The sequence below is a fragment of the Campylobacter sp. DY7 genome (assembly GCF_057802535.1).
The window spans coordinates 1-19,871 of the sequence record NZ_JBYJAU010000021.1; the positions used below are offsets into that span (position 1 = coordinate 1).

19 protein-coding genes are annotated in these 19,871 nt (G+C 28.1%); 9 read left to right on the forward strand and 10 right to left on the reverse strand.

Annotation, left to right across the window (positions count from 1 at the left end):
- Positions 1–852: 852 nt before the first annotated feature.
- From AC1B00_RS09015 to murJ, 9 genes are all read right to left on the reverse strand, one after another.
- The gene (locus tag AC1B00_RS09015) at positions 853–1,710 is read right to left on the reverse strand and encodes a hypothetical protein (RefSeq protein ID WP_488849379.1); all 858 of its coding nucleotides are present in this window, start codon (positions 1,708–1,710) and stop codon (positions 853–855) included.
- A 110-nt stretch (positions 1,711–1,820) separates the two neighbouring features.
- Entirely contained in the window at positions 1,821–2,918 is a 1,098-nt protein-coding gene (locus AC1B00_RS09020) for a M50 family metallopeptidase (protein ID WP_488849381.1), read from the reverse strand.
- On the reverse strand, positions 2,915–3,454 hold the full coding sequence (gene pgsA / locus AC1B00_RS09025; protein WP_239818533.1) for a CDP-diacylglycerol--glycerol-3-phosphate 3-phosphatidyltransferase: 540 nt from the start codon (positions 3,452–3,454) through the stop codon (positions 2,915–2,917). Before pgsA ends, AC1B00_RS09020 begins: the two co-directional genes overlap by 4 nt.
- Complete coding sequence (locus AC1B00_RS09030; protein ID WP_336612142.1) at positions 3,454–4,236, reverse strand: enoyl-ACP reductase; 783 nt, start codon at positions 4,234–4,236, stop codon at positions 3,454–3,456. The genes pgsA and AC1B00_RS09030 overlap by 1 nt, the downstream gene beginning before the upstream one ends.
- Positions 4,236–5,129, reverse strand: coding sequence for a 4-hydroxy-tetrahydrodipicolinate synthase (gene dapA, locus AC1B00_RS09035; RefSeq protein ID WP_239818431.1), 894 nt, complete (start codon positions 5,127–5,129; stop codon positions 4,236–4,238). Before dapA ends, AC1B00_RS09030 begins: the two co-directional genes overlap by 1 nt.
- Positions 5,126–6,355 carry a M16 family metallopeptidase gene (locus tag AC1B00_RS09040; RefSeq protein ID WP_488849383.1) on the reverse strand — a complete coding sequence of 410 codons (1,230 nt, stop codon included), beginning with the start codon at positions 6,353–6,355 and terminating at the stop codon, positions 5,126–5,128. The genes dapA and AC1B00_RS09040 overlap by 4 nt, the downstream gene beginning before the upstream one ends.
- 2 nt (positions 6,356–6,357) lie before the next feature.
- On the reverse strand, positions 6,358–8,112 hold the full coding sequence (locus AC1B00_RS09045; protein ID WP_488849385.1) for an ABC transporter ATP-binding protein: 1,755 nt from the start codon (positions 8,110–8,112) through the stop codon (positions 6,358–6,360).
- Complete coding sequence (gene cysS / locus AC1B00_RS09050; RefSeq protein WP_488849387.1) at positions 8,109–9,455, reverse strand: cysteine--tRNA ligase; 1,347 nt, start codon at positions 9,453–9,455, stop codon at positions 8,109–8,111. The genes AC1B00_RS09045 and cysS overlap by 4 nt, the downstream gene beginning before the upstream one ends.
- A complete protein-coding gene (murJ, locus tag AC1B00_RS09055) occupies positions 9,442–10,857 on the reverse strand; it encodes a murein biosynthesis integral membrane protein MurJ (RefSeq protein ID WP_488849389.1) in 1,416 nt (471 codons plus the stop codon). Before murJ ends, cysS begins: the two co-directional genes overlap by 14 nt.
- 62 nt (positions 10,858–10,919) lie before the next feature.
- Here murJ and AC1B00_RS09060 point away from each other — a divergent pair, with 62 nt between their 5' ends.
- Genes AC1B00_RS09060 through AC1B00_RS09100 form a run of 9 tightly spaced genes read left to right on the forward strand, consistent with a single transcriptional unit; the run spans position 10,920 to position 19,242 of the window.
- Positions 10,920–12,806, forward strand: coding sequence for a flagellar assembly protein A (locus AC1B00_RS09060; RefSeq protein ID WP_488849390.1), 1,887 nt, complete (start codon positions 10,920–10,922; stop codon positions 12,804–12,806).
- The gene (ruvA, locus tag AC1B00_RS09065; RefSeq protein WP_488849392.1) at positions 12,803–13,357 is read left to right on the forward strand and encodes a Holliday junction branch migration protein RuvA; all 555 of its coding nucleotides are present in this window, start codon (positions 12,803–12,805) and stop codon (positions 13,355–13,357) included. Before AC1B00_RS09060 ends, ruvA begins: the two co-directional genes overlap by 4 nt.
- Positions 13,358–13,366: 9 nt before the next feature.
- Positions 13,367–14,383 carry a D-alanine--D-alanine ligase gene (locus tag AC1B00_RS09070; protein WP_488849394.1) on the forward strand — a complete coding sequence of 339 codons (1,017 nt, stop codon included), beginning with the start codon at positions 13,367–13,369 and terminating at the stop codon, positions 14,381–14,383.
- Positions 14,383–14,877 carry a thermonuclease family protein gene (locus AC1B00_RS09075; RefSeq protein WP_488849396.1) on the forward strand — a complete coding sequence of 165 codons (495 nt, stop codon included), beginning with the start codon at positions 14,383–14,385 and terminating at the stop codon, positions 14,875–14,877. Before AC1B00_RS09070 ends, AC1B00_RS09075 begins: the two co-directional genes overlap by 1 nt.
- Complete coding sequence (locus AC1B00_RS09080; RefSeq protein ID WP_488849398.1) at positions 14,874–15,026, forward strand: hypothetical protein; 153 nt, start codon at positions 14,874–14,876, stop codon at positions 15,024–15,026. The genes AC1B00_RS09075 and AC1B00_RS09080 overlap by 4 nt, the downstream gene beginning before the upstream one ends.
- Entirely contained in the window at positions 14,999–15,442 is a 444-nt protein-coding gene (locus tag AC1B00_RS09085; RefSeq protein WP_239818441.1) for a hypothetical protein, read from the forward strand. The genes AC1B00_RS09080 and AC1B00_RS09085 overlap by 28 nt, the downstream gene beginning before the upstream one ends.
- Before the next feature lies 1 nt (position 15,443).
- On the forward strand, positions 15,444–16,331 hold the full coding sequence (locus AC1B00_RS09090) for a polyprenyl synthetase family protein (RefSeq protein WP_336611918.1): 888 nt from the start codon (positions 15,444–15,446) through the stop codon (positions 16,329–16,331).
- On the forward strand, positions 16,331–17,554 hold the full coding sequence (gene hemA, locus AC1B00_RS09095; RefSeq protein ID WP_488849399.1) for a glutamyl-tRNA reductase: 1,224 nt from the start codon (positions 16,331–16,333) through the stop codon (positions 17,552–17,554). Before AC1B00_RS09090 ends, hemA begins: the two co-directional genes overlap by 1 nt.
- Complete coding sequence (locus AC1B00_RS09100; protein ID WP_488849401.1) at positions 17,554–19,242, forward strand: proline--tRNA ligase; 1,689 nt, start codon at positions 17,554–17,556, stop codon at positions 19,240–19,242. The genes hemA and AC1B00_RS09100 overlap by 1 nt, the downstream gene beginning before the upstream one ends.
- A gap of 7 nt (positions 19,243–19,249) precedes the next feature.
- Here AC1B00_RS09100 and AC1B00_RS09105 read toward each other — a convergent pair whose 3' ends face one another.
- Positions 19,250–19,600: a hypothetical protein gene (locus AC1B00_RS09105; RefSeq protein ID WP_488849402.1), complete on the reverse strand. Its 351-nt coding sequence runs from the start codon at positions 19,598–19,600 to the stop codon at positions 19,250–19,252.
- Between the last annotated feature and the right edge of the window lie 271 nt (positions 19,601–19,871).

The window sequence follows — 19,871 nt, forward strand, 5'->3', positions numbered from 1 at the left end:
ATCTGTAATGAAGAATAAGTTTTAATAAACACTACATTAAAAAGCTAAAAGAAACTTCTTAAGTGAAGTTTCTTTTACTTAATTAAATTCATATTTCGTAATTCCTAATTCAAATTCTTTAGTTTTTTACTTAAAATTTTAAGGAATTTGAATTCGGAATTTTATTTTTCTTTAAAATATTTTTTGAAATTTTTTCTTTTCTAAAGGGGAAAAGACAAGGGAAAACTTTGCGATAGTTTTCCCCTATCCTTTCCCCTTAAACCCCTTTCCAACCCCTTTCCTAACGCTACTAAAAGGAAAAATTGCCTAAAATCCATAACCTTTTTATTCGCTTACACTCATAAAAAGCTCGATGGATTTTTTAACGGCAATTTTCCTTTATTTTATGTAATTTTGCTCGTTTCACTCACAAAATTACTTTATAATTCCTATTTCAAATTCTTTAGTTTTTAATACAACACAAGTTAATTCAAAGTAATTTCACGCAGTGAAATTACAAATAAAATCCGTAAAGATAGCGTAAAAAAATCCATCAAGCTGCGAAGCAGGTTATGGATTTTAGCTATCTTTACCTAATAGTAGCGTCGTCAGGGGCGGGGATGGGGATTTGGGGGAAGGGGTGGGGAACGACTTCGCAATTCAAGTCCTCACCCCTTTCCCCATAAAAAATATATAAATTTAAATTACAAAAGCTAGATAATAAAATTTGAAATTCCTATTTCAAATTCTTTAGTTTTTTGCTTGAAATTTAAAAGGAATTTGAATTCGGAATTTCATTTTTATTTTTTTTAAATTCTTTAATTTTAGTGTATGTAAATTTTAAAATATTGATTTAAAGAGAAAGATTTTTAATTATTTAATATTTAAGCCTTTCTTATTTAAAATCTTTTCAATTTTCTTACGCTTTTTTGTTATGTATTTTTCACCTAGTGGTTGTATGTCTTTTTTGTTATCTAATTCATAACCACCTTTGCTAATAGCAGCTGAATTTCTTCTATATTCTGTATATAAAAAATAAACCGATAAATCATCAACAAAAGGCAATGAAACTAGCATAGTTTTAGTTTGATATATTGTATAGGTTTTAAGTTTTATGCCGTTTTGACTAATCAAAATAATATAACTAACTAAAACATTTATTATAAAAAATACAAAATGAAAAGGAAAATAAAGTATTCTAAGAATAGGTTCATCCATTCTATAAGTCCAGCTTTTATCTTCTTCATTTTGTGTTTTAAACATTTCATACTCAAATATGAAAGAATAACTCAATGCTGGACGCTTGGTTTTTAACCTAAAAACTATATCGCTTTTATTTATAATTGCCGTTACTTTTTTAAAGCTTTTACCTATACCTAAAACACCGATATCATCTATTTCGTAGGTTTCAAAATATATATTTTCGTTATCTACACTAATATAAAAATCATTATTTTTAACAAATCTAAGTCTTTTTATCGGTCTATTAATAAAACATTCAAGAAGTGCATAAATAAAAAACGGCAAAACAAACAATAACTTATTTTGTTTTATTATCTCGCTAGTTGTTGGGTCTTGAATAGTAAATAATACACCTGCTTTATCTAAAAGAAAAATAATAATGCTAATTATAAAAAAAATCATAAAATAATCATAAAACAATCTAATAAGCTCTAAGCTATATAAATAATCGTTTTTTATTTTATAATCTTTTAAATTGTCTATATTCAAATTTTTCCTTTAGTTTAAATAAATATTAATATAGCAAATAAACAATAAAAATAATTTAAAAAATAAAGTGTAAGATTAAGTTAAGAATTTGAAATAGGAATTTCAAATTCTTATTTTTCAATTATCCTTGTAATATCGTTAAAGGTTGCAAATATCATTAATGAAAACAATAATGCCATTCCAACATAGCTAAGTGTTAAAAATAGCTTTTGATTTACTTCTCTTTTTGTGATTAATTCATATAGATTAAACGCAATATGTCCGCCATCAAGCACAGGAATAGGCAATAGGTTTAAAACCCCTAAATTAATTGAAAGTAGGGCAGTTATTAGTAATAATGTAGATATTCCTAAACTTGCAGCCATTGTAGTAGTATCAGCAATACTTATTATTCCGCCAAGGTTTTTAGGACTAACTTCTGCTAAGATTAGTTTTTTTAGTCCTTCAAGTATTAAAAATGCTGATTTTATACTCTCATCTAAAGCCCATTTAAAAACGCCAAAATCTCTATGGTATTCTATAAAAAACTCATTTTTAGGAGTTATTCCTAAAAGTGGTTTTGTTATAATTTCTCCGAAAATATTTTGCGTTTTGCCTTCATAGGTAGTAATGTTTAAATCAATAACCTCACCATCTCTTAATACCTTAATATCAAGATTTTTGCTATCTACAAGTGGCTTTATATCATAAAAATCATTCACAACTTTGCCGTTAATTTCTAAGATTTTATCATTTAATTTAAGCTTTTTATCAGCATATTCGCTAAGCCCACCGATAGTTGGACTAAGCTTTTCAACGCCTATAAAACCTAAAGAAATGTAGATTAAAAATGCTAAAAGTAGGTTAAAAAATGGCCCAGCAAAAAGTATTAAAATCTTTTTAAAAGGGTGTAATACCGTGTAACTATCTTTATCATAACTTTTATGACTTGGGTCACTATCATCTTGACCTTTCATCTTTACATAGCCACCTAAAAAAATGCTTGATATTTGATAATCAGTGCCTTTATAGTGTCTAACAAATATCGGCTTGCCAAATCCTATGCTAAAGCATAAAACCCTAACCTTAAAAAACTTTGCAGCCAAAAAATGCCCTAATTCATGAAAAAATATCAAAAACGAAAGTATCAAAATAGTAGCTAAAAAACTAGCCCCATAATGCCAAAAACAAAAAGCTAAAACAAGCAAGGTTAAAAATAAGTTTTTCATTTTTTAACCTTAGCGTATTCTATCACATAAATTGCACCTGAATAAATAGTAAAGAAAAAGCATAAATAAAATAAAATATCCTTTCCCCACCAATCCATTAATAAAAATCCAATCGCAAGCATTTGAAAAGTAGTTTTTATTTTGCCACTCATATTTGCAGCAATTTTTAGCCCATCGGCAACTATCATTACCCTTAGTCCTGTTATAAAAAACTCTCTTACAAGGATAAAATAAACTAATATTTCATTTACTCTTCCCATCATCATAAGTCCTAAAAATGCTGCAAGAGTTAGCATTTTATCAGCTAGTGGGTCTAGGATTTCGCCTAAAATTGTCTTTTGATTCCAAGACCTTGCAATATATCCATCAAAAAAATCAGTAATAGAAGCGATTGTAAAAATTAAAGCCGCAAGGTAATTTATCCAAGTAATATGGATATTAAATTCTTGCATTAAAGCATTTGAATGCGTAAGCAGTATAAACAAAATCGGTGCTAGGATAATCCTAGCACTTGCTAAAATATTTGGTAAATTCATCACTTAAATGTAGTTCCACCATCTACAATAAATGTATGACCTGTAACCCAACTAGCCTTATCTGTGCATAAGAATAGGCAAGCACCAGCTAGATCTTCAGGTTGTCCCATACGATTTAATGGGCTTAGATTCATTGTAGCTTGTTTTACTTCTTCGTAGTTTGTAAATGCTTTTAGAGCATCAGTATCAATTGGACCACCACTTACAACATTTACACGAATGTTTTTATCACCTAGTTCAGTAGCTGCATATCTTGCCATAGCTTCAACAGCTGCTTTTGCAGTTCCATGACCTGCATAATTTTCTATATGAACTAGATTTCCTGTGCTTGAAATTGAGATTATGCTTCCGCCACCAACTTTTTCCATTCTCTTAGCTGCTTCTTGCGCTCCACATACGAAAGCATTTACAGTAGCTGTGAAAATATTGTTAATTCCTCTAGGTTTTAATTTCATAAACTTAGTATATCCACCTACAACTGCACGACCTGTTATAATCGCGTTTGAGATGAAAAAATCAACTCTATCAAAATCTTTATCAATTTCTTCAAATAATTCTTTATAAGTTTCTGGCTCAAGTATATTAAATGGATAACATTTAGCCTTTACATTATAGTTTTTTTCCAAATCAGCTACGATTTCTTGTGCGATTTGCTCGTTTGAATTATAAGTAAATGCAACATTACAGCCTGCTTTTGCGAATTCGTATACAATTGCTTTACCTATACCACGAGTTCCACCGCTTATTACTAATACTTTATCTTTAAAATTAATTTCTTGCATTAAAATCCTTTTATATCGTAATTTTTCATAACTTCTTCAATTTTTTTAAGATTTTCTTTGCTTGGAGCACTAAGCGGCAAGCGATATTCAAGGCTTGGGATAAGTCCAGCTATAAACATTGCTGCTTTTATTGGAATTGGGTTGCTTTCGCAAAATAAAATCTTGTTTATATTATAAAGTTTATCGTTAATAGATTTTGCTTCTTTATAATTTTCTTTTAGTGCTTCGTGAGTTAAATTAGCTATTTCGTTTGGTAAAAGGTTTGATGTAACGCTGATTACGCCACTTCCTCCATTGCTTAAAATAGGATAGTTTATACTATCTTCTCCACTTACTAGTCTTAATCTAGGCTCGTTTGCTAATAAATCAACACATTTATCAATACTTCCGCTAGCTTCTTTTACTCCGTAAATATTAGGGCAATTTCTAAAAAGTTCAATTATTGTTGAACTTGCAATCTCACAACCAGTTCTTCCTGGAACATTATAAAGCATAATAGGAATATCTATTGAATTAGCAATCGCTTCATAATGCTTATATAAACCACTTTGCATAGGTTTATTATAATATGGTGTTATGCTTAAAATCCCATGAGCTCCACAATCTTGAGCGAATTTTGCTAAAGAAATTGCTTCGTGAGTTGCGTTTGAGCCTGCACCTGCTAGAACTTTTACATTTGTTCCTTTGCATACTTCAACCGCTATTTCAATACATCTTCTATGTTCTTCATGAGTTAATGTTGGGCTTTCTCCAGTAGTGCCAACAGGAACAACAGCATCAATGCCATTTGCTATTTGTCTTTTTATAAGTTTTTCGTAGCTTACCTCATCAATCTTATCATTTTTAAGTGGCGTAATAAGAGCTGTCATAGCACCTATAATTTCTTTTTTCATACTTTCTCCTTTAAAATTAATTGCGTTAAATTATCATCTTTTAGGTAATGTTTAAATACAAGATTTAGTTTTTTATAATCTAATTCTTGTATTTTAAGCGAATTTAAAAAGACATTAGCATCACCAAAACATTCAAATTTACCTATGCCATTAGCTAAGGCGCTTGCGTTTGATTTTACTTGATTTATACTTAATTCTAATTGATTATAAATAGTTCTAGCGTCTAATTTGCTAAATTTTGTTTTATTAATTAATTCTTTTAGTTTTTTAATGGCTGTTTTAGGATTAACATTTTCATTACAAACTCCAAAGATTATAAATAGATTTTCAGCCCTTGAACTTTGAGCGTAAAAGTCTAAATCAGCACAAAGATTATAATCATTTAGTATTTTATTTTTAATAATTGAGTTTTTATCAAGATTTAAAAATATAGAAATTGCCTTTAAATATTCAAAATCTTCATGGTTAAATGCAGGTATTTTATAAGCAAGTGCAAAAAGATTGGAATTTAGATTAGGAAATTGCAAATTAATTTCTTTTAATCCTGTTCTATCAGGTTCTATTGCTTTATTTAGTTTAATTTTTTTAGGCTTTTTATCTTTAAATAATTCTTCGCAAATACTAAAAACATCAATACCTTCTAAATCCCCACTAATTACAATGCAAGCATTATTTGGTGCGTAGAATTTATTATAAAAATCTTTTACGATTTTAGGAGTAAGATTTGCTATATCATCGGCAAATCCAATAGGCGTCCAATGATAGCTTGATTTAACAAAAGCATAATTATATAAAGCATTGTATAAGTAGCCAAAAGCATCATTTCCAACCCTAAGACGCTCTTCTTCTAATACCACATCTCTTTCTTTATAAAACTCATCTTTATTAAATAATAAATCGCTCATCATGCTTGAATAAAGCTTTAAGACTTTTTTGATATGAGCCTTAGAAATATTTACATAATATTGAGTGTAGTCAAAACTAGTGCAGGCGTTATTTACTCCACCAAGACTTTTAATAATCTCATCAAACTCACCAGCCTTATGATCCTTCGTGCTTTTAAATGATAGGTGTTCAAGTAGATGAGCTATTCCACTTCTTCCTAATTCTTCATAACTTGAGCCAACTTTATAAAAGACATTAACACTAACTACGCTTGAATTATCGTTTAAATTAATCGCATATATTTTTAAGCCATTTTCTAAAACTTTATTTTCTATATTCATTTTTAACTTTCTTCATAATTTGCTTTTAGATTTTTATAATATTGATTATTTTCTAAACTAGCATCATTTCCATAGCCAACTTGCTTAGTATTATCTAAAACCAAGATATTATCAGCAATTGCGATTGAGTTTAGTCTATGAGCTATTAGAATGATAATTTTATCTTTTTTAATATTTACTAAGCTTTTTGAGATTAGGTTTTGGCTTTCATTATCTAAGGCACTTGTTGCTTCATCAAAAATAATTATTTCAGGGTTTTTATAAAAAGCCCTTGCAAGTGCTAAGCGTTGCCTTTGACCGCCACTAAAATTGCTACCTTTTTCGTTTAATTTAGTATATATGCCATCAGGTAAGGCATTTACGAAATCTAAAGCATTAGCTAATTTTAAAGCTTTTATAACTTGTTCTTCATTAAATTCATTTGCATAAGCTATGTTTTCTGCAATGCTTTCGCTAAATAAATATATATTTTGAGTAACGATTGCTATTTTTTCTCTAAGACTATTAAGTGAATATTCTTTATAATCTTCATTATTGATTTTAATATTTCCATCGCTTAATTCATAAAATCTTAAAATCGTATTTACTAAAGAGCTTTTACCACTACCACTTTTTCCTATAATTGCGGTAATTTCTCCTTTTTTAAACTCTACATTAATATTATCTAAAGCTGTTTTTTCATCATATTTTAAACCTATATTATTTAGGCTTAGTGTTTTAATTTCCGAATTCAAATTCTTTTCGCCACCTTTAATCTCAGGCTCAAGGTCAAGTAAATAAAATGTCCTTGTGCTTGCTGCTAAGTTTGTTTGAAGACTTGCATATAAATTTGTAATTCTTTTAACTGGTGTATAGATTAAAAATAAAGCTGTTAAAAACGAGAAGAAATTTCCTATTTGCATAGAACCATTAATTACTTCCATTCCGCCTATTATTATGGTTGCAGATACACCTAATGCTCCAAAAGTTTCCATTATAGGGCTTGTAAAGGCATTTATTTTTGTTCCACGATAAATTAGCTTAGCTACATTATCATTGCAATTTTTATATTTGTTTAATTCTAATTCTTCAGCATTTGATGATTTTACTAGCTCAATATTGCCTAAAATCTCATTTAATCTTGAAGTTAGACTTGCATAGTTTTGCTGAGTTGCTACACCTATACTTTTTAGCTTTTTTATAAAATATCTAATAGGAAGCATTGCAGCAGGCAAAATTATAAAAGCAAAAAAGGCTAATTTTGGACTTTGAGTAATTACTACTGTAAGTAAGCCAATTGTTGTAATAATTTCTCTTGTCATTTCAGGGATGAAATTAGTTAAGACATTTTGTAAGCTTGCTATATCATTTAATGAGCGTGATATTAATTCTCCACTTGAATGCTTTTGAAAAAATTTCATATCCATTACAATGATTTTTTTAAGGATTTTTTGCCTTAGTCTTCTAGTAATTTCTATACCTATAAAACCCATATTTATTGTTTGCATATAAAGCCCAAGGTTTTTTATAAAATATAAAGCAAACACACCAAAAGGCAAGATATAAAGCAAGGTTACATCTTTTTCTACAAAGATTTTATTTAAAATTGGCTCAATTATTTTAGCACTTCCAGCAGTTCCAGCAGAAGCTAAAATCATACCGATAATTGCTAGAAAAAACCTTAGCTTATAATCTTTAAAATAGTGTTTAAATCTTTTTAAAACATAGCCTAATTTTAATTGATCTACGTTTTGGTTTTCTATCTCTTTAAGGTTCATAAAATCTCCCAATCAACGCCATTAGGTGTATCTTGAATACTAACTCCAAGCTTATTTAATTCATCTCTTATATTATCAGCTTTTGCGTAGTCTTTGTTTTGTTTAGCTACTTTTCTTTGTTCAATCAAGTCAAGAATTTGAATTCGGAATTTCTCATCGCAGTTTTGCAAATAATCATTTGGCTTAAGCAAGCCAACGCCTATTAATTCACAAATAGCTAAAAACTCATCTTTTATAGTATCATTTGGCTTAATTACATTTACGCAATTTATCCATTCATCTATAATCGCAAGAGCTTTTGAAGTGTTTAAATCATCGCTTAAAGCATTGATTAATTTATCTTTTAACTCGCTTTTAGGCGCTATTAAATCTATATTAATCTCATTTAAACTTAGCCTTTTTTTAAGTCTATATATTTTATCAAGGCGTTTTTTAGAGGCTTTTAAATCATCTATCGTGTAATTAAAATCTTGTCTATAATGAGTGCTTAATAAATAAAATCTTAAGGTTTCTCCATTAAATTCTTTTAAAGCGTCTTTTACAAAAAAGCTATTATTTAGACTTTTACTCATTTTTTCGTTATTGATATTTACAAAGCCATTATGTAGCCAAAAATCAGCTAATTCATTTTTAGTTGCTAAGCGGCATTGACAAGCTTCATTTTCGTGATGTGGAAATAATAAATCAGCCCCACCACAATGAATATGAAGTTTAGGAAAAATATCTAAAATCATGCAAACGCACTCAGTATGCCAACCAGGACGACCTGTGCCAAAACTAGCATTATAATATTTATCATCAAATTTCCATAATACAAAATCACTTGCATTTAGTTTAGCAGCTTCATTTTCAAGTCTTGAAATAGTTTCATCTTGAGGTTTGTTTGAAATACTTAAATAAAGATTATCAAGGCTTGTATTTAAATAAATACCATCATCTAATTTATATGCGTATTTTAATTCAAGTAATTTTTCAATAAAGCTAATCATTTGATTAACATATTCAGTTGCTCTTGGGCTAATATCGGGCTTTAAAACATTTAAAGCTTTCATATCGTTTTCATAACTTTTTATATAAAACTCGCTAATTTCGGCTAAGCTTTTGCCACTTTCGTTCATTTTTTTGATTAATTTATCATCTATATCTGTATAGTTTTTAGCTAATTTTACAGCTTTGCCATTTGCCCTAATTACTCTTTTTAATAAATCAAAAGAAATGCTTGATCTTGCATGTCCAAGATGTGCATCATCATAAACAGTTGGACCACATACATAGATATTTACGCATTCATCGTTACTAATAAACTCTTCTTTTTTTCTTGTTTTTGAATTAAAAAATTGCATTTAAAAATCCTTTTATATATATTAAAACATAAGCAAAAATTATGCTAAAAACAATAATTCCAAGCCAAATAAAAGGTCTTAGAATACCCAAAAAGCGTGAATAAGAAAACACTTTTAAATAAGCAAGTAAAATAAACCAAGCACAAATATTTGCACTAATGCAAAAAGCCAAAATCCCAAAATATTTTATTAAACTAAGTGAGCTAATAATACTTATAAAGCAAGAAATTATTGAAATTTTTGCAGCTTTTGAGTGTAAATAATTTGCATTTATCCAAGCTAAAAATAATCTTGAAAGCCCAAGTGGAACAATGCAAAGTATATAAAGCCTTAAAACCTTAGCACATTCAATGGTATTTTCGTGAGTAAAGGCTCCTCTTTCAAATAAAAGTTTGATTATTTCTTCACTTAAAATATATCCTGTAAGTGCTGCTAGAATTAATAAAAACGACATTAATTCAAAGATTTTTTGAATATTTGAAATAGCGTTTTTTATTTTTCCTTGTTTTATATAAGCTATTAGGCTAGGGAAGAATACTTGAGTAAAAGCAATAGCAATTAAAGCAAGTGGTAATTGATAAAGCCTAGTCGAATAATTAAGATATGAAATACTTGCACTGGCTAATGAGCTTGCAAGGGCTAGTTCTATAATAGAATTTAGCTGTGAACTTGATGAACCTATTAGTGATGAGCCAAAGTTTTTAAAGAAATCTTTTAAAGAGATTTTGCTTTTAAATTCCTGTTTTAAATTCCTTGTAAAAATTATCATTGACCGAAAGATTAAATTATCCTTTAAAGCAAGTGTTAAAATAAATATTTGAATAAATGCACTTATTAAAATAAAATAAGTAATCATTCTTAAAAGCTCAATCTTTTCTAAGTCTTTAAAAATTAGCATTGCAAACATACAAGCAAAATTAAATATAGACGCACTAATGCTAGTTATAAAAAATCTACCTTTATAATTAAGTAAAGACGCAAGAAAAGAAGCGCAAAAAATAATAAGCAAATACCAAATATTAAGCCCCACCAAAGGAGCTGCTAAAACTTGCAAATCATCGCTAAAACCATAAGCAATTAATTTTGTAAAAAAGGAAGAAAAAATATAAACAACTAAACAAATAAGGCTTAAAATACTTATAAAAATTGTTAAGATTTTTACACAAAATTCGCCTTTTCGCTTTGTTTTTGCTAGGTTTGGTAAAAAGCTTTGATTAAAAGTTCCTTCGGTAAAAAGTGTTCTAAAAACGCTAGGAAGTTTAATCATTACAAAAAATATATCAGAATAAATACTTGCCCCTAAAAATCTAGCTAATAAAAAATCTCTTCCAAAACCACTAATTCTAGAAATTAAAATACCGAAAATGTTAAAAAAATATTTTTTTATTAATTCTTGTTTCATTTATTTTACTTTTTTAATTTTTTTTTAGGTATATTAACGAAAAAAAATTAAAGGCTTACAATTTGGAAAAATACAGAATTAAGACTACAAAACCTTATGATGAATTAACAAATTATGCTAATCAATTTAATTTAGATATAAACAATTTAGATTTTAAAGTAATTCATTATGAAACTATCGTTACAAAAGATGGAATGAGTCAAACACTTTTAGAGCATGAATTAGAAGTATTTAATGATGATAAGTTTTTTAATGATGATATGAAGATAGAGCAGGTTTATGAAATAGAAATCATAGAAAAGATTTATCCTTTAATAGAATTTAAAATAGGAACTAACAAAAACATTACTAAAGTTGTAGCTAATTTTAGTGCTATTAATTATGATGAAAATATAGAAATTTCAGAAGTAATTGAAAATATTAGAGATTTAATAAATAAAAGACTAATTAAGGCTGGAATTTTATTAGGCATTAGGGAGTTTTCTTTTCAAGAACAACTTATAAAAATGTTAAGAGCTTTTGAGAGCAAACAATTAATGGAAGCAAATATTGTATTAGCAAGGGGGATTGACCCTGTTAATGCGATTAATTCAATTACTAAATTATATTATCAAGATAAAAAGCAAGATGAAAATGCAAAAAAACTTGATTATTCTCAGCGTGGTTTTATAAATGCAATAAGCAAAGATGAATTAATCATGGAATTTATTAAACCTATTAAAGCTATTAATGGAAGAGATTTAAAGGGTAATGTTATTAATGCAAGTAATGTTAATTTAAATAATGAGCCAGATTTTAGAGTAAGTGAGAATATTAGAGCCATTAATGATGAATTAAGCATAAAGTATTATGCAAACATTAATGGCTATATTACATTTTCTTATAGAGATAAATTATATGATATAAAAGATAGCGTAAGCGTTCAAGCAGTTGATTTTAAAACAACAGGCTCAATTGATGCAGGGATTAATAAAGACATTACTTTAAATATAGATGAGCAAGATTATTTAAAAGATGCTATAGGAGCAAATTTAAGCATAGAAGTTAGCACTTTAAATGTAAAAGGAAATATCGCACAAAATTCGGTAGTAAGAGCAAAAGAAGCAAATATAGGCGGACAAACCCACTCAAAAAGTAAAGTTTATGCAAAAAAAATCAATATAGAAGTGCACAGAGGATATTGCGAAGGCGATGAGATTTTAGTAAATAGATTAGAGAATGGAACAATAGTTGGCAAAATAGTAAAAGTAAAACATGCTTTAGGTGGTAAAATAATAGCAAATAAGGTTATAGTTGATACTCTTACAACTAATACAAATATAGAAGTTAGTGAAATTGCTTTAGTTAAAGAATGTTTAGGAGAAAATAATAAGTTTTTAGTAAGCGCTAGTAAATCTCCTATAATTGTAAAAAATCTTGAAAAAACTTTAGCAAGTTTAGCTGATACTAATAAGGATTTATTAGCTATACCAAAATTAATTGAGAGCAAAAAATCAATAATTGATGCTAATAAAGATAGCATAATGCAAATAAGACAAAGATTAGCAGAAATGAAGCAAAGTCAAATTACTCCACCTACTGCTTTTTTACAAAAAATTAGGGATTATCAAAACATTGTTACGGAATATAATGATTTAGTAATTAAGCTAAAGGATTTAAAAGATAAACAAAGAGATTTAGAAGATAATTTAAAAATATTGCAAAATAAAGTTTATGAAGCAAAGGTTATAAACCTTAGTAAATGGGCTAATTTAAATGAAATTAAGTTTAAATTATTATATCCTGATATAGAGCTAGCGTATAATACTAAGGCAAATGAAGAGATTTATTGCTTAAAGCTTGAGCGTATTATGAAAGGCGATGAAGAAAGTGCTAAAATCGTAATGCTTGATAAGACTCAAATCGGAGAATTTGAAAATGAATTTGTAGATGAAAGGCAAGAGAATTGATAGTATATTTAGAAGGCGAAGTTATTAAAAAAACTCCAACCTATATAACATTAAAAACTTACGGAGTAGGTTATGGAGTAAATCTTAGTTTATTAACAGCTGCAAAGATTAATAAACAAGATAAGGTAGCTTTATTAATAACTCAGATTATTAAAGAAGATTCACATAAATTATATGGCTTTTTAGAAGAAAGCGAGCAAATATTATTTGAGGCTTTAATTAAAGTAAATGGAATAGGTGCAGCAAGTGCTATGGCGCTTTTATCTTCAATGGATGTTGCTAGTTTACAAAGTGCAATTATTAATGAAAATGCAAAAGCTTTATGTAAAGCTCCTGGAATTGGAGCAAAAACAGCTAGTAGATTAATATTAGAATTAAAAGATAAAATAATTAAACTTGGCATTAGTGCAGAAAACAATTATTATTACGAAGCAAGTGAAGCATTACTTGCACTTGGATTTAAACAAGATGCAGTGATTAAGGCTTTAAAAGATATTAATGCAAATAGTGTTAGTGAAGTAATAAAACTAGCTCTTAAAAAATTAAGTTAAGGAAAAATAATGAAATATGCAATGATTTTTGGTGGTAATTCATACGAGCATGAAATAAGTATAGTAAGTGCTGTAACCGTGGCAAAATTATTAGATAATGTAATTTTTATTTATGTTAGTTTTGATAATGAATTTTATCTAATAGATAAAAACAATATGAATGCAAATTATTTTGCAAAAGGAAGTTATAAAAGCTTAAAACCTTTAATTTTACAAAAAGGCGGATTTTTTGTTAAAAAAATGCTAGGTTTTGAAAAAATTAATTTTGATGTGGCTATAAATATCGTTCATGGAAAAGATGGAGAAGACGGCAAAATCGCATCATTATTTGATTTTTATAATATTTCATATATAGGTCCTAGAACTGCAGCGAGTGTGCTTAGTTTTGATAAGCATTTAACTAAGATTTATGCTAATGAGGTTGGGGTTAAGACAATACCTTATAAATTATTAAAAAGTAAAAATGATGAAGTAGAATTTCCTGTTATTTTAAAACCAGCAAGGCTTGGAAGTAGCATAGGAATAAACATTGTAAAAAATAAAGAAGATTTTGCATACGCTTATGATAGCTCAAGCGAATTTGATGAAAAGGTTTTAGCAGAGCCTTTTATTGAGAATATAAAAGAAGTAAATTTAGCTGGATTTTTTGATGGCGAAAAAATAATCTATTCAAAAATAGAAGAGCCTAAAAAAGATGGGCATTTAGATTTTGATCAAAAATACCTAAGCTTTAAACAAGAAAAAATTGAAGAAGTAGTATTAAATGATGAAATAGTAAATAAGCTTAAATCTGCATTTGCTAATCTTTATATGCCTTTGTTTAAAGGTGCTTTGATTAGATGTGATTTTTTTATAAAAGATAATGAAGTTTATTTAAATGAAATAAATCCAAATCCAGGCTCTTATGCGAATTATTTATTTGATGATTTTAAAACTTGTTTAGAAAAATTAGCAAAAGCAGTAGAAAAAGAGCCAAAAATTAAAGAAAGTTTTGCATTTTTAAATAAAATCGTAAGAGCTAAATAATGAGATTTATTTTAATTTTTTTACTAAGTCTTAATTTGTTTGCAGGAGAGTATTTTGTATCAAAAGTAATGGACGGAGATACTATCCAAGTAAGAAATGGTAAGAAAAAATTAAAAATAAGATTATACGGAATTGATGCACCAGAAACTAGTCAAAATTTTGGTGCATATTGCACTAAAGTATTATCATCAAGAGTTATTGGTAGAAATGTGGATTTGAAATTTAAAGGCAAAGATAAATATAAAAGACATATAGCTATTGTGTATCTTGATGATGTTGATATAAATCGTTATATGGTTCAAGAAGGTTGTGCTTGGGCTTATTCTTATTATACAAATATGTATAAAAGCGATGAATTAAAAGCTAAGCAAGAATTAAAAGGCTTATGGATAGATAAAAACGCACAAAATCCTTATGAGTGGCGTAAAAAACATAAGCATAAAAGAAGCGAAAGTGAAGAGCTTAAAAAGCTATTTAAATGGTTAGTAGCATGAAAAGATTTATTGTATTATTAGCTATTATTTTTAGTTCGTGTGCAAGTAAAGATGGGATTAGACTTCATTATTATGAAGATTGTAATGAATTTTATGACGCAGCAGGAGTGTATCACAAAGAATGTCCAAACAATATTATAGATTTTTAATATTCATTTTCTTTAGTATAAATTTATTTGCTGGAGTTCCTAATTTTGCTTATGAAAAAGAATATAATTTAAAAAAAGATGAATTAGAATGGTTTTTCATAAGTCCAAAAGGTGAAGAAAAATGGCAAAAATATGCTTTTAGATGGACGCATTTTGATAATACAAATTTGATTTTGCTAACTAATTATAAAGATTATAAAAACTATAAAAAACAATATGTTTTATCGCTTAGAAGAAAGTTAAATTATGTAAAAGAACAGATTTTGCCTGATTATAAAAATCCTAGTATTGATAAGGTTACACTTTTTTTAGAATTTAAGGATTTTAAAGATAATAAAGCTAAAATAAAAGTTTTGGTAATTGATAATGATGGAAGAGTAGATATTGAGTTTAATAAAAATTTAAAAGGAAAGTAGTATGGAAAGAATTGATTTTTATATAAATGAGTTTATAAAAGAGTTAAAACATCCTAGTATTTACGAATATTTAGCCAAGGTAAATCATGGTAAAAGACTTCGCTCAAAACTTATTTTAAAAATAGCAGGAGTTAGCGAAGATGCTTATAAATTATGTGCTGTGATTGAATGTATTCATCTAGCTTCACTAATGCACGATGATGTAATTGATGAAGCACTTACAAGAAGAAATGCTCCAAGCATAAATGCTATATATGGCGATAAAACTGCGATTATGTTAGGCGATATTTTATATTCAATTGCCTTTTATAATTTATGCTCATTTAAAAGCGAAATAGCAGCTTGTGTTGGTCGTGCTGTTGCATTGCTTAGTAGTGGGGAATTGCTTGATGTTGAATTAGGCGAGAGTTTTAATGAAGATGAAAGTAAGTATTATGAAATGATTTATAAAAAAACTTCTTCATTAATAGAAGCAAGTGCTTATGCTGCAGCACTTTTAGCTGATTATTCTAATGCAAATGATTATAAAGAATTTGGTAAAAATCTAGGAATTGCTTTTCAAATTGTTGATGATATTTTAGATATTACTCAAGATGAAGCAACTTTAGGTAAGCCAAATCTAAACGATTATAAAGAAGGCAAAGTTACATTGCCATATATTTTACTTGATAGGGTTTTACAAGGTGATGATAAAGCAAGGCTTAGATCTTATTTTTGCAAGAGCTTAAATAAAGATGAGCAAGACTGGATAAAAGAACAATTCTTAAAATACGACTTAATAAACAAAAGTATAGAAGTAGCTAAAGATTACGGCGAAAAAGCATTAAATTATGCTAGTAATGATGATTTAAAAGACATTGTTAAAAAAATGATTTTTAGGGAGTTTTGATGCATTATTTTAGCGTTAGCTTTACTCATAAAAATACGAGCATAGAAGTAAGAGAAAGGCTAGCATTAAGCGATGAATTTAAAAAAAATGAGCTTTATAAATTAATTTTAGCTAATGAATTTATAGATGAATGCGTAATTTTAAGTACCTGTAATAGAATTGAGATAATGTGCTATGTTGAAAGTGTGGTAGGTGTTTATGAATACATAATCAAATGCCTTTGCTTGATTTGTAAAATTGATGAGCAACTTATTAAAAATTCGCCTGATATTTATGAAGATAGTGGATTTATTCATCATTTATTTAGCGTAGCGAGTTCTCTTGATAGTCTTGTAATAGGAGAAACTCAAATTACAGGTCAGTTAAAACAAGCAATGCAAAGTGCTGAAAATAATCCTAATCTTGAAGTGGCTATTAATTACGCATTTAAATGTGCTGCAATGGTAAGAAACAAAACAAAGATTTCAAAAAACTCAGTATCAGTTAGCTCAGTTGCAGTTGCAAAAGCTAGAGAATTAATGGATTTAAAAGATAAAAAAATCGTATTAATCGGAAGTGGCTTGATGATAGAACTTGCTGCAAAACATCTTTTAAACCACACAAAAGGAAATATCTCAATAATTTCAAGAACTAAAGAAAATGCTTTAAAATTAGCTAATGAATTAGGACTTAATTGCTTAGATTATGAAGATCTAATTCCTATTTTAAATTCTAATGAAGTTTTCTTTTGTGCTACAAGTGCAAATGAGCCGATAATTACTAAGGATTTAATAAAAGAAGTTGATTTTAAAAGATATTTCTTTGATATTGCAGTGCCAAGAGATATTGAGCTTGATAATTCTAATTTAATAGAAGTTTATAGCGTTGATAGTCTAAATGAAATAGTTAAGAAAAATATGCAATTTAAAGATGAAGAAGCAAAAATTGCATTTAGTGTAGTAGCTAAAATGGTGAATGAATTTTACAAGGATTTAAATGTAATTCAAGTAACTCCTGTTATAAAAGCTATGAGATTTAGAGCGCAAGATATAATCAATAAAGAATTAAATATAGCGATAAAAAAGGGCTATTTAAAAAATAGCGATAATGAAGAAGCCTTAAAATTTGCGAAGCAAGTTATGAAGTCTTACTTGCACGATATTACGATAAGACTTAAAAATATTGATGAAGTAGGTTTAGAAACCGAAAGTCTAAATTATATATTTGATGTAAAGGAAAACTAATGAAATTTTCAAAATTATACGCACCAACAAGCAAAGAAGCACCAAGAGATGCCGTTTTAAAAAGTCATATCTTGCTTAGCAGAGCTGCATATATTGAACAGCTTGGCTCAGGTCTTTATAGTTATTTACCATTAGGGCTTGAAGTGCTAGAAAATATAAAAAATGTAGTAATAAAGCATATGAAAAATGCAGGAGCAAACTATCTAAATCTTAGCTTTGTTTGTCCTTTAAGCTACTGGGATGAGAGTGGTAGAAGTGCTAAATTTGGTAAAGAATTATTAAGATTTAAAGATAGAAAAGAAAATGATTTTATATTAAGTCCAACAGCAGAAGAAGCAATAGTTGCACTTGTTCGTGGAAAAATTACAAGCTACAAACAATTACCTATAAATTTATTTCAAATTCAAACAAAATTTAGAGATGAAGCAAGACCTAGATTTGGGCTTTTTAGAGCTCGTGAGTTTATTATGAAAGATGCTTATAGCTTTCATGATTCTTATGAATCGCTTGAAGAAGAGTTTTTAAATATGCAAGAAGCGTATTGTAAAATTTTTGATGAATTAGGTTTAAATTACGCAATAGTAGAAGCTGATAGTGGAGCAATCGGCGGAAGTGGTTCAAGAGAATTTATGGTGATTAGTCCTAGTGGGGAAGATGATTTAGCTCTTTGTAAATGTGGATATTGTGCAAATATTGAAACAGCAAAAAGAGCAAAAAGGACATTGAATAAAGAAATTGAAGCTGATTTTGCTAAGTTTCATACACCAAATGTAAAAACCATTGAAGAATTAGCGAAATTTTTTAAATGCAAAGAGCATAATTTCATAAAAGCTATTGTAAAAAAAGCAATTTATGTTGATAAAGAAGAATTAATCGCATATTTTATAAGAGGTTGCGATGAATTAAACGAAACTAAGGCTTTAAATGCTGCTAATGCACTTGATTTAGTAGATGCAAGCGAAGAAGAATTAATTAAGGCTAATTTAGTTCCAGGTTTTATAGGTCTTAAAGATTGCCCTATTAGATTTTTTATAGATAGTGAATTAAAAGATGAGAGCAATTTAATTTGCGGAGCTAATGAGCTTAATTATCACTATGTAGGATTTAAGGTTACTAGCTTTTTAGATGAGCGTTATTATGATTTAAGTTTGGTTAAAGAAAATGATGAGTGTCATGTGTGTAAAAAGCCTTTAAAACTTACAAAGGGTATTGAAGTAGGGCATATTTTCAAGCTTGGAGATAAATATTCAGCTGCTATGAATGCAACTTTTTTAGATAACAATGGCAAAGCAAAGCCATTTATAATGGGTTGCTATGGCATAGGAATTAGCAGACTTTTAGCAGTTATTGCAGAGTGTAGTAATGATGAAAACGGACTAATCTTTAGTAAAAACATAGCGCCTTATGATTTAGAAATCGTAATTTCTGATATTAAAAACGAAGAGCAAGTAAAATTCGCTAATGAATTATATGAGTATTGCTTAGCTAATAATATTAAAGTTTTACTTGATGATAGAAATGAGCGTTTTGGTGTGAAGATGAGTGATTATGAGCTTATCGGCATTCCATCAGCTGTTGTGATCGGTAAGAAATTAAGCGAGAATTTAGTAGAGTTTAGAACTAGAGCGAACTTAGAAAAATGCGAGATTAATATAAACGATATTAAAGCTCATTTAAAAACTATATAATTAGGCATTATTTTTTGCCTAATTTACTTCTAAAATCATTAAATAATCGTAATAAGTAAAATACTAATAAATAATATAAGCAAGCTAAAACTAAAGCTTGCTTTGCTACATTATTTAAATAACTTATAGCATATATGCTAATTGCTATTAATGAATAGCCAAAAATTACATTAATTTTTTTAATAACCAAATGAATGATAAGGCACATTATCATAATTATAGGTGCTATAAATACGCTTATTTTAAATATATCGTTTAATGATATATTATGCATTCCATGAGCTGAAAACATAATAACACAAATATAAAGCAATGATAAATAAATAAAAGCAATAAATATTGATGATAAAATCTTCATAAATCCTTCTTAAAATCAAAGCTTAATTTAAAATTAGAATTTTAGTTATTTTTGATTAATTCGCTAAAGTTTGAAATTCTTAATTCAAATTTTTTTAGTTTTTAAATACTTAAATATTAGCTTTAAATACTTTTATATTTCTTCTTTTCTAACTCTTGCTCGGAGTGTTTGGTTGGTTTGGCAATTGAGTCGGATTGGGTTTGCTTGGGTTTGCTTGGGTTTGCTTGGGTTTGCTTGGGTTTGCTTGGGTTTGCTTGGGTTTGCTTGGGTT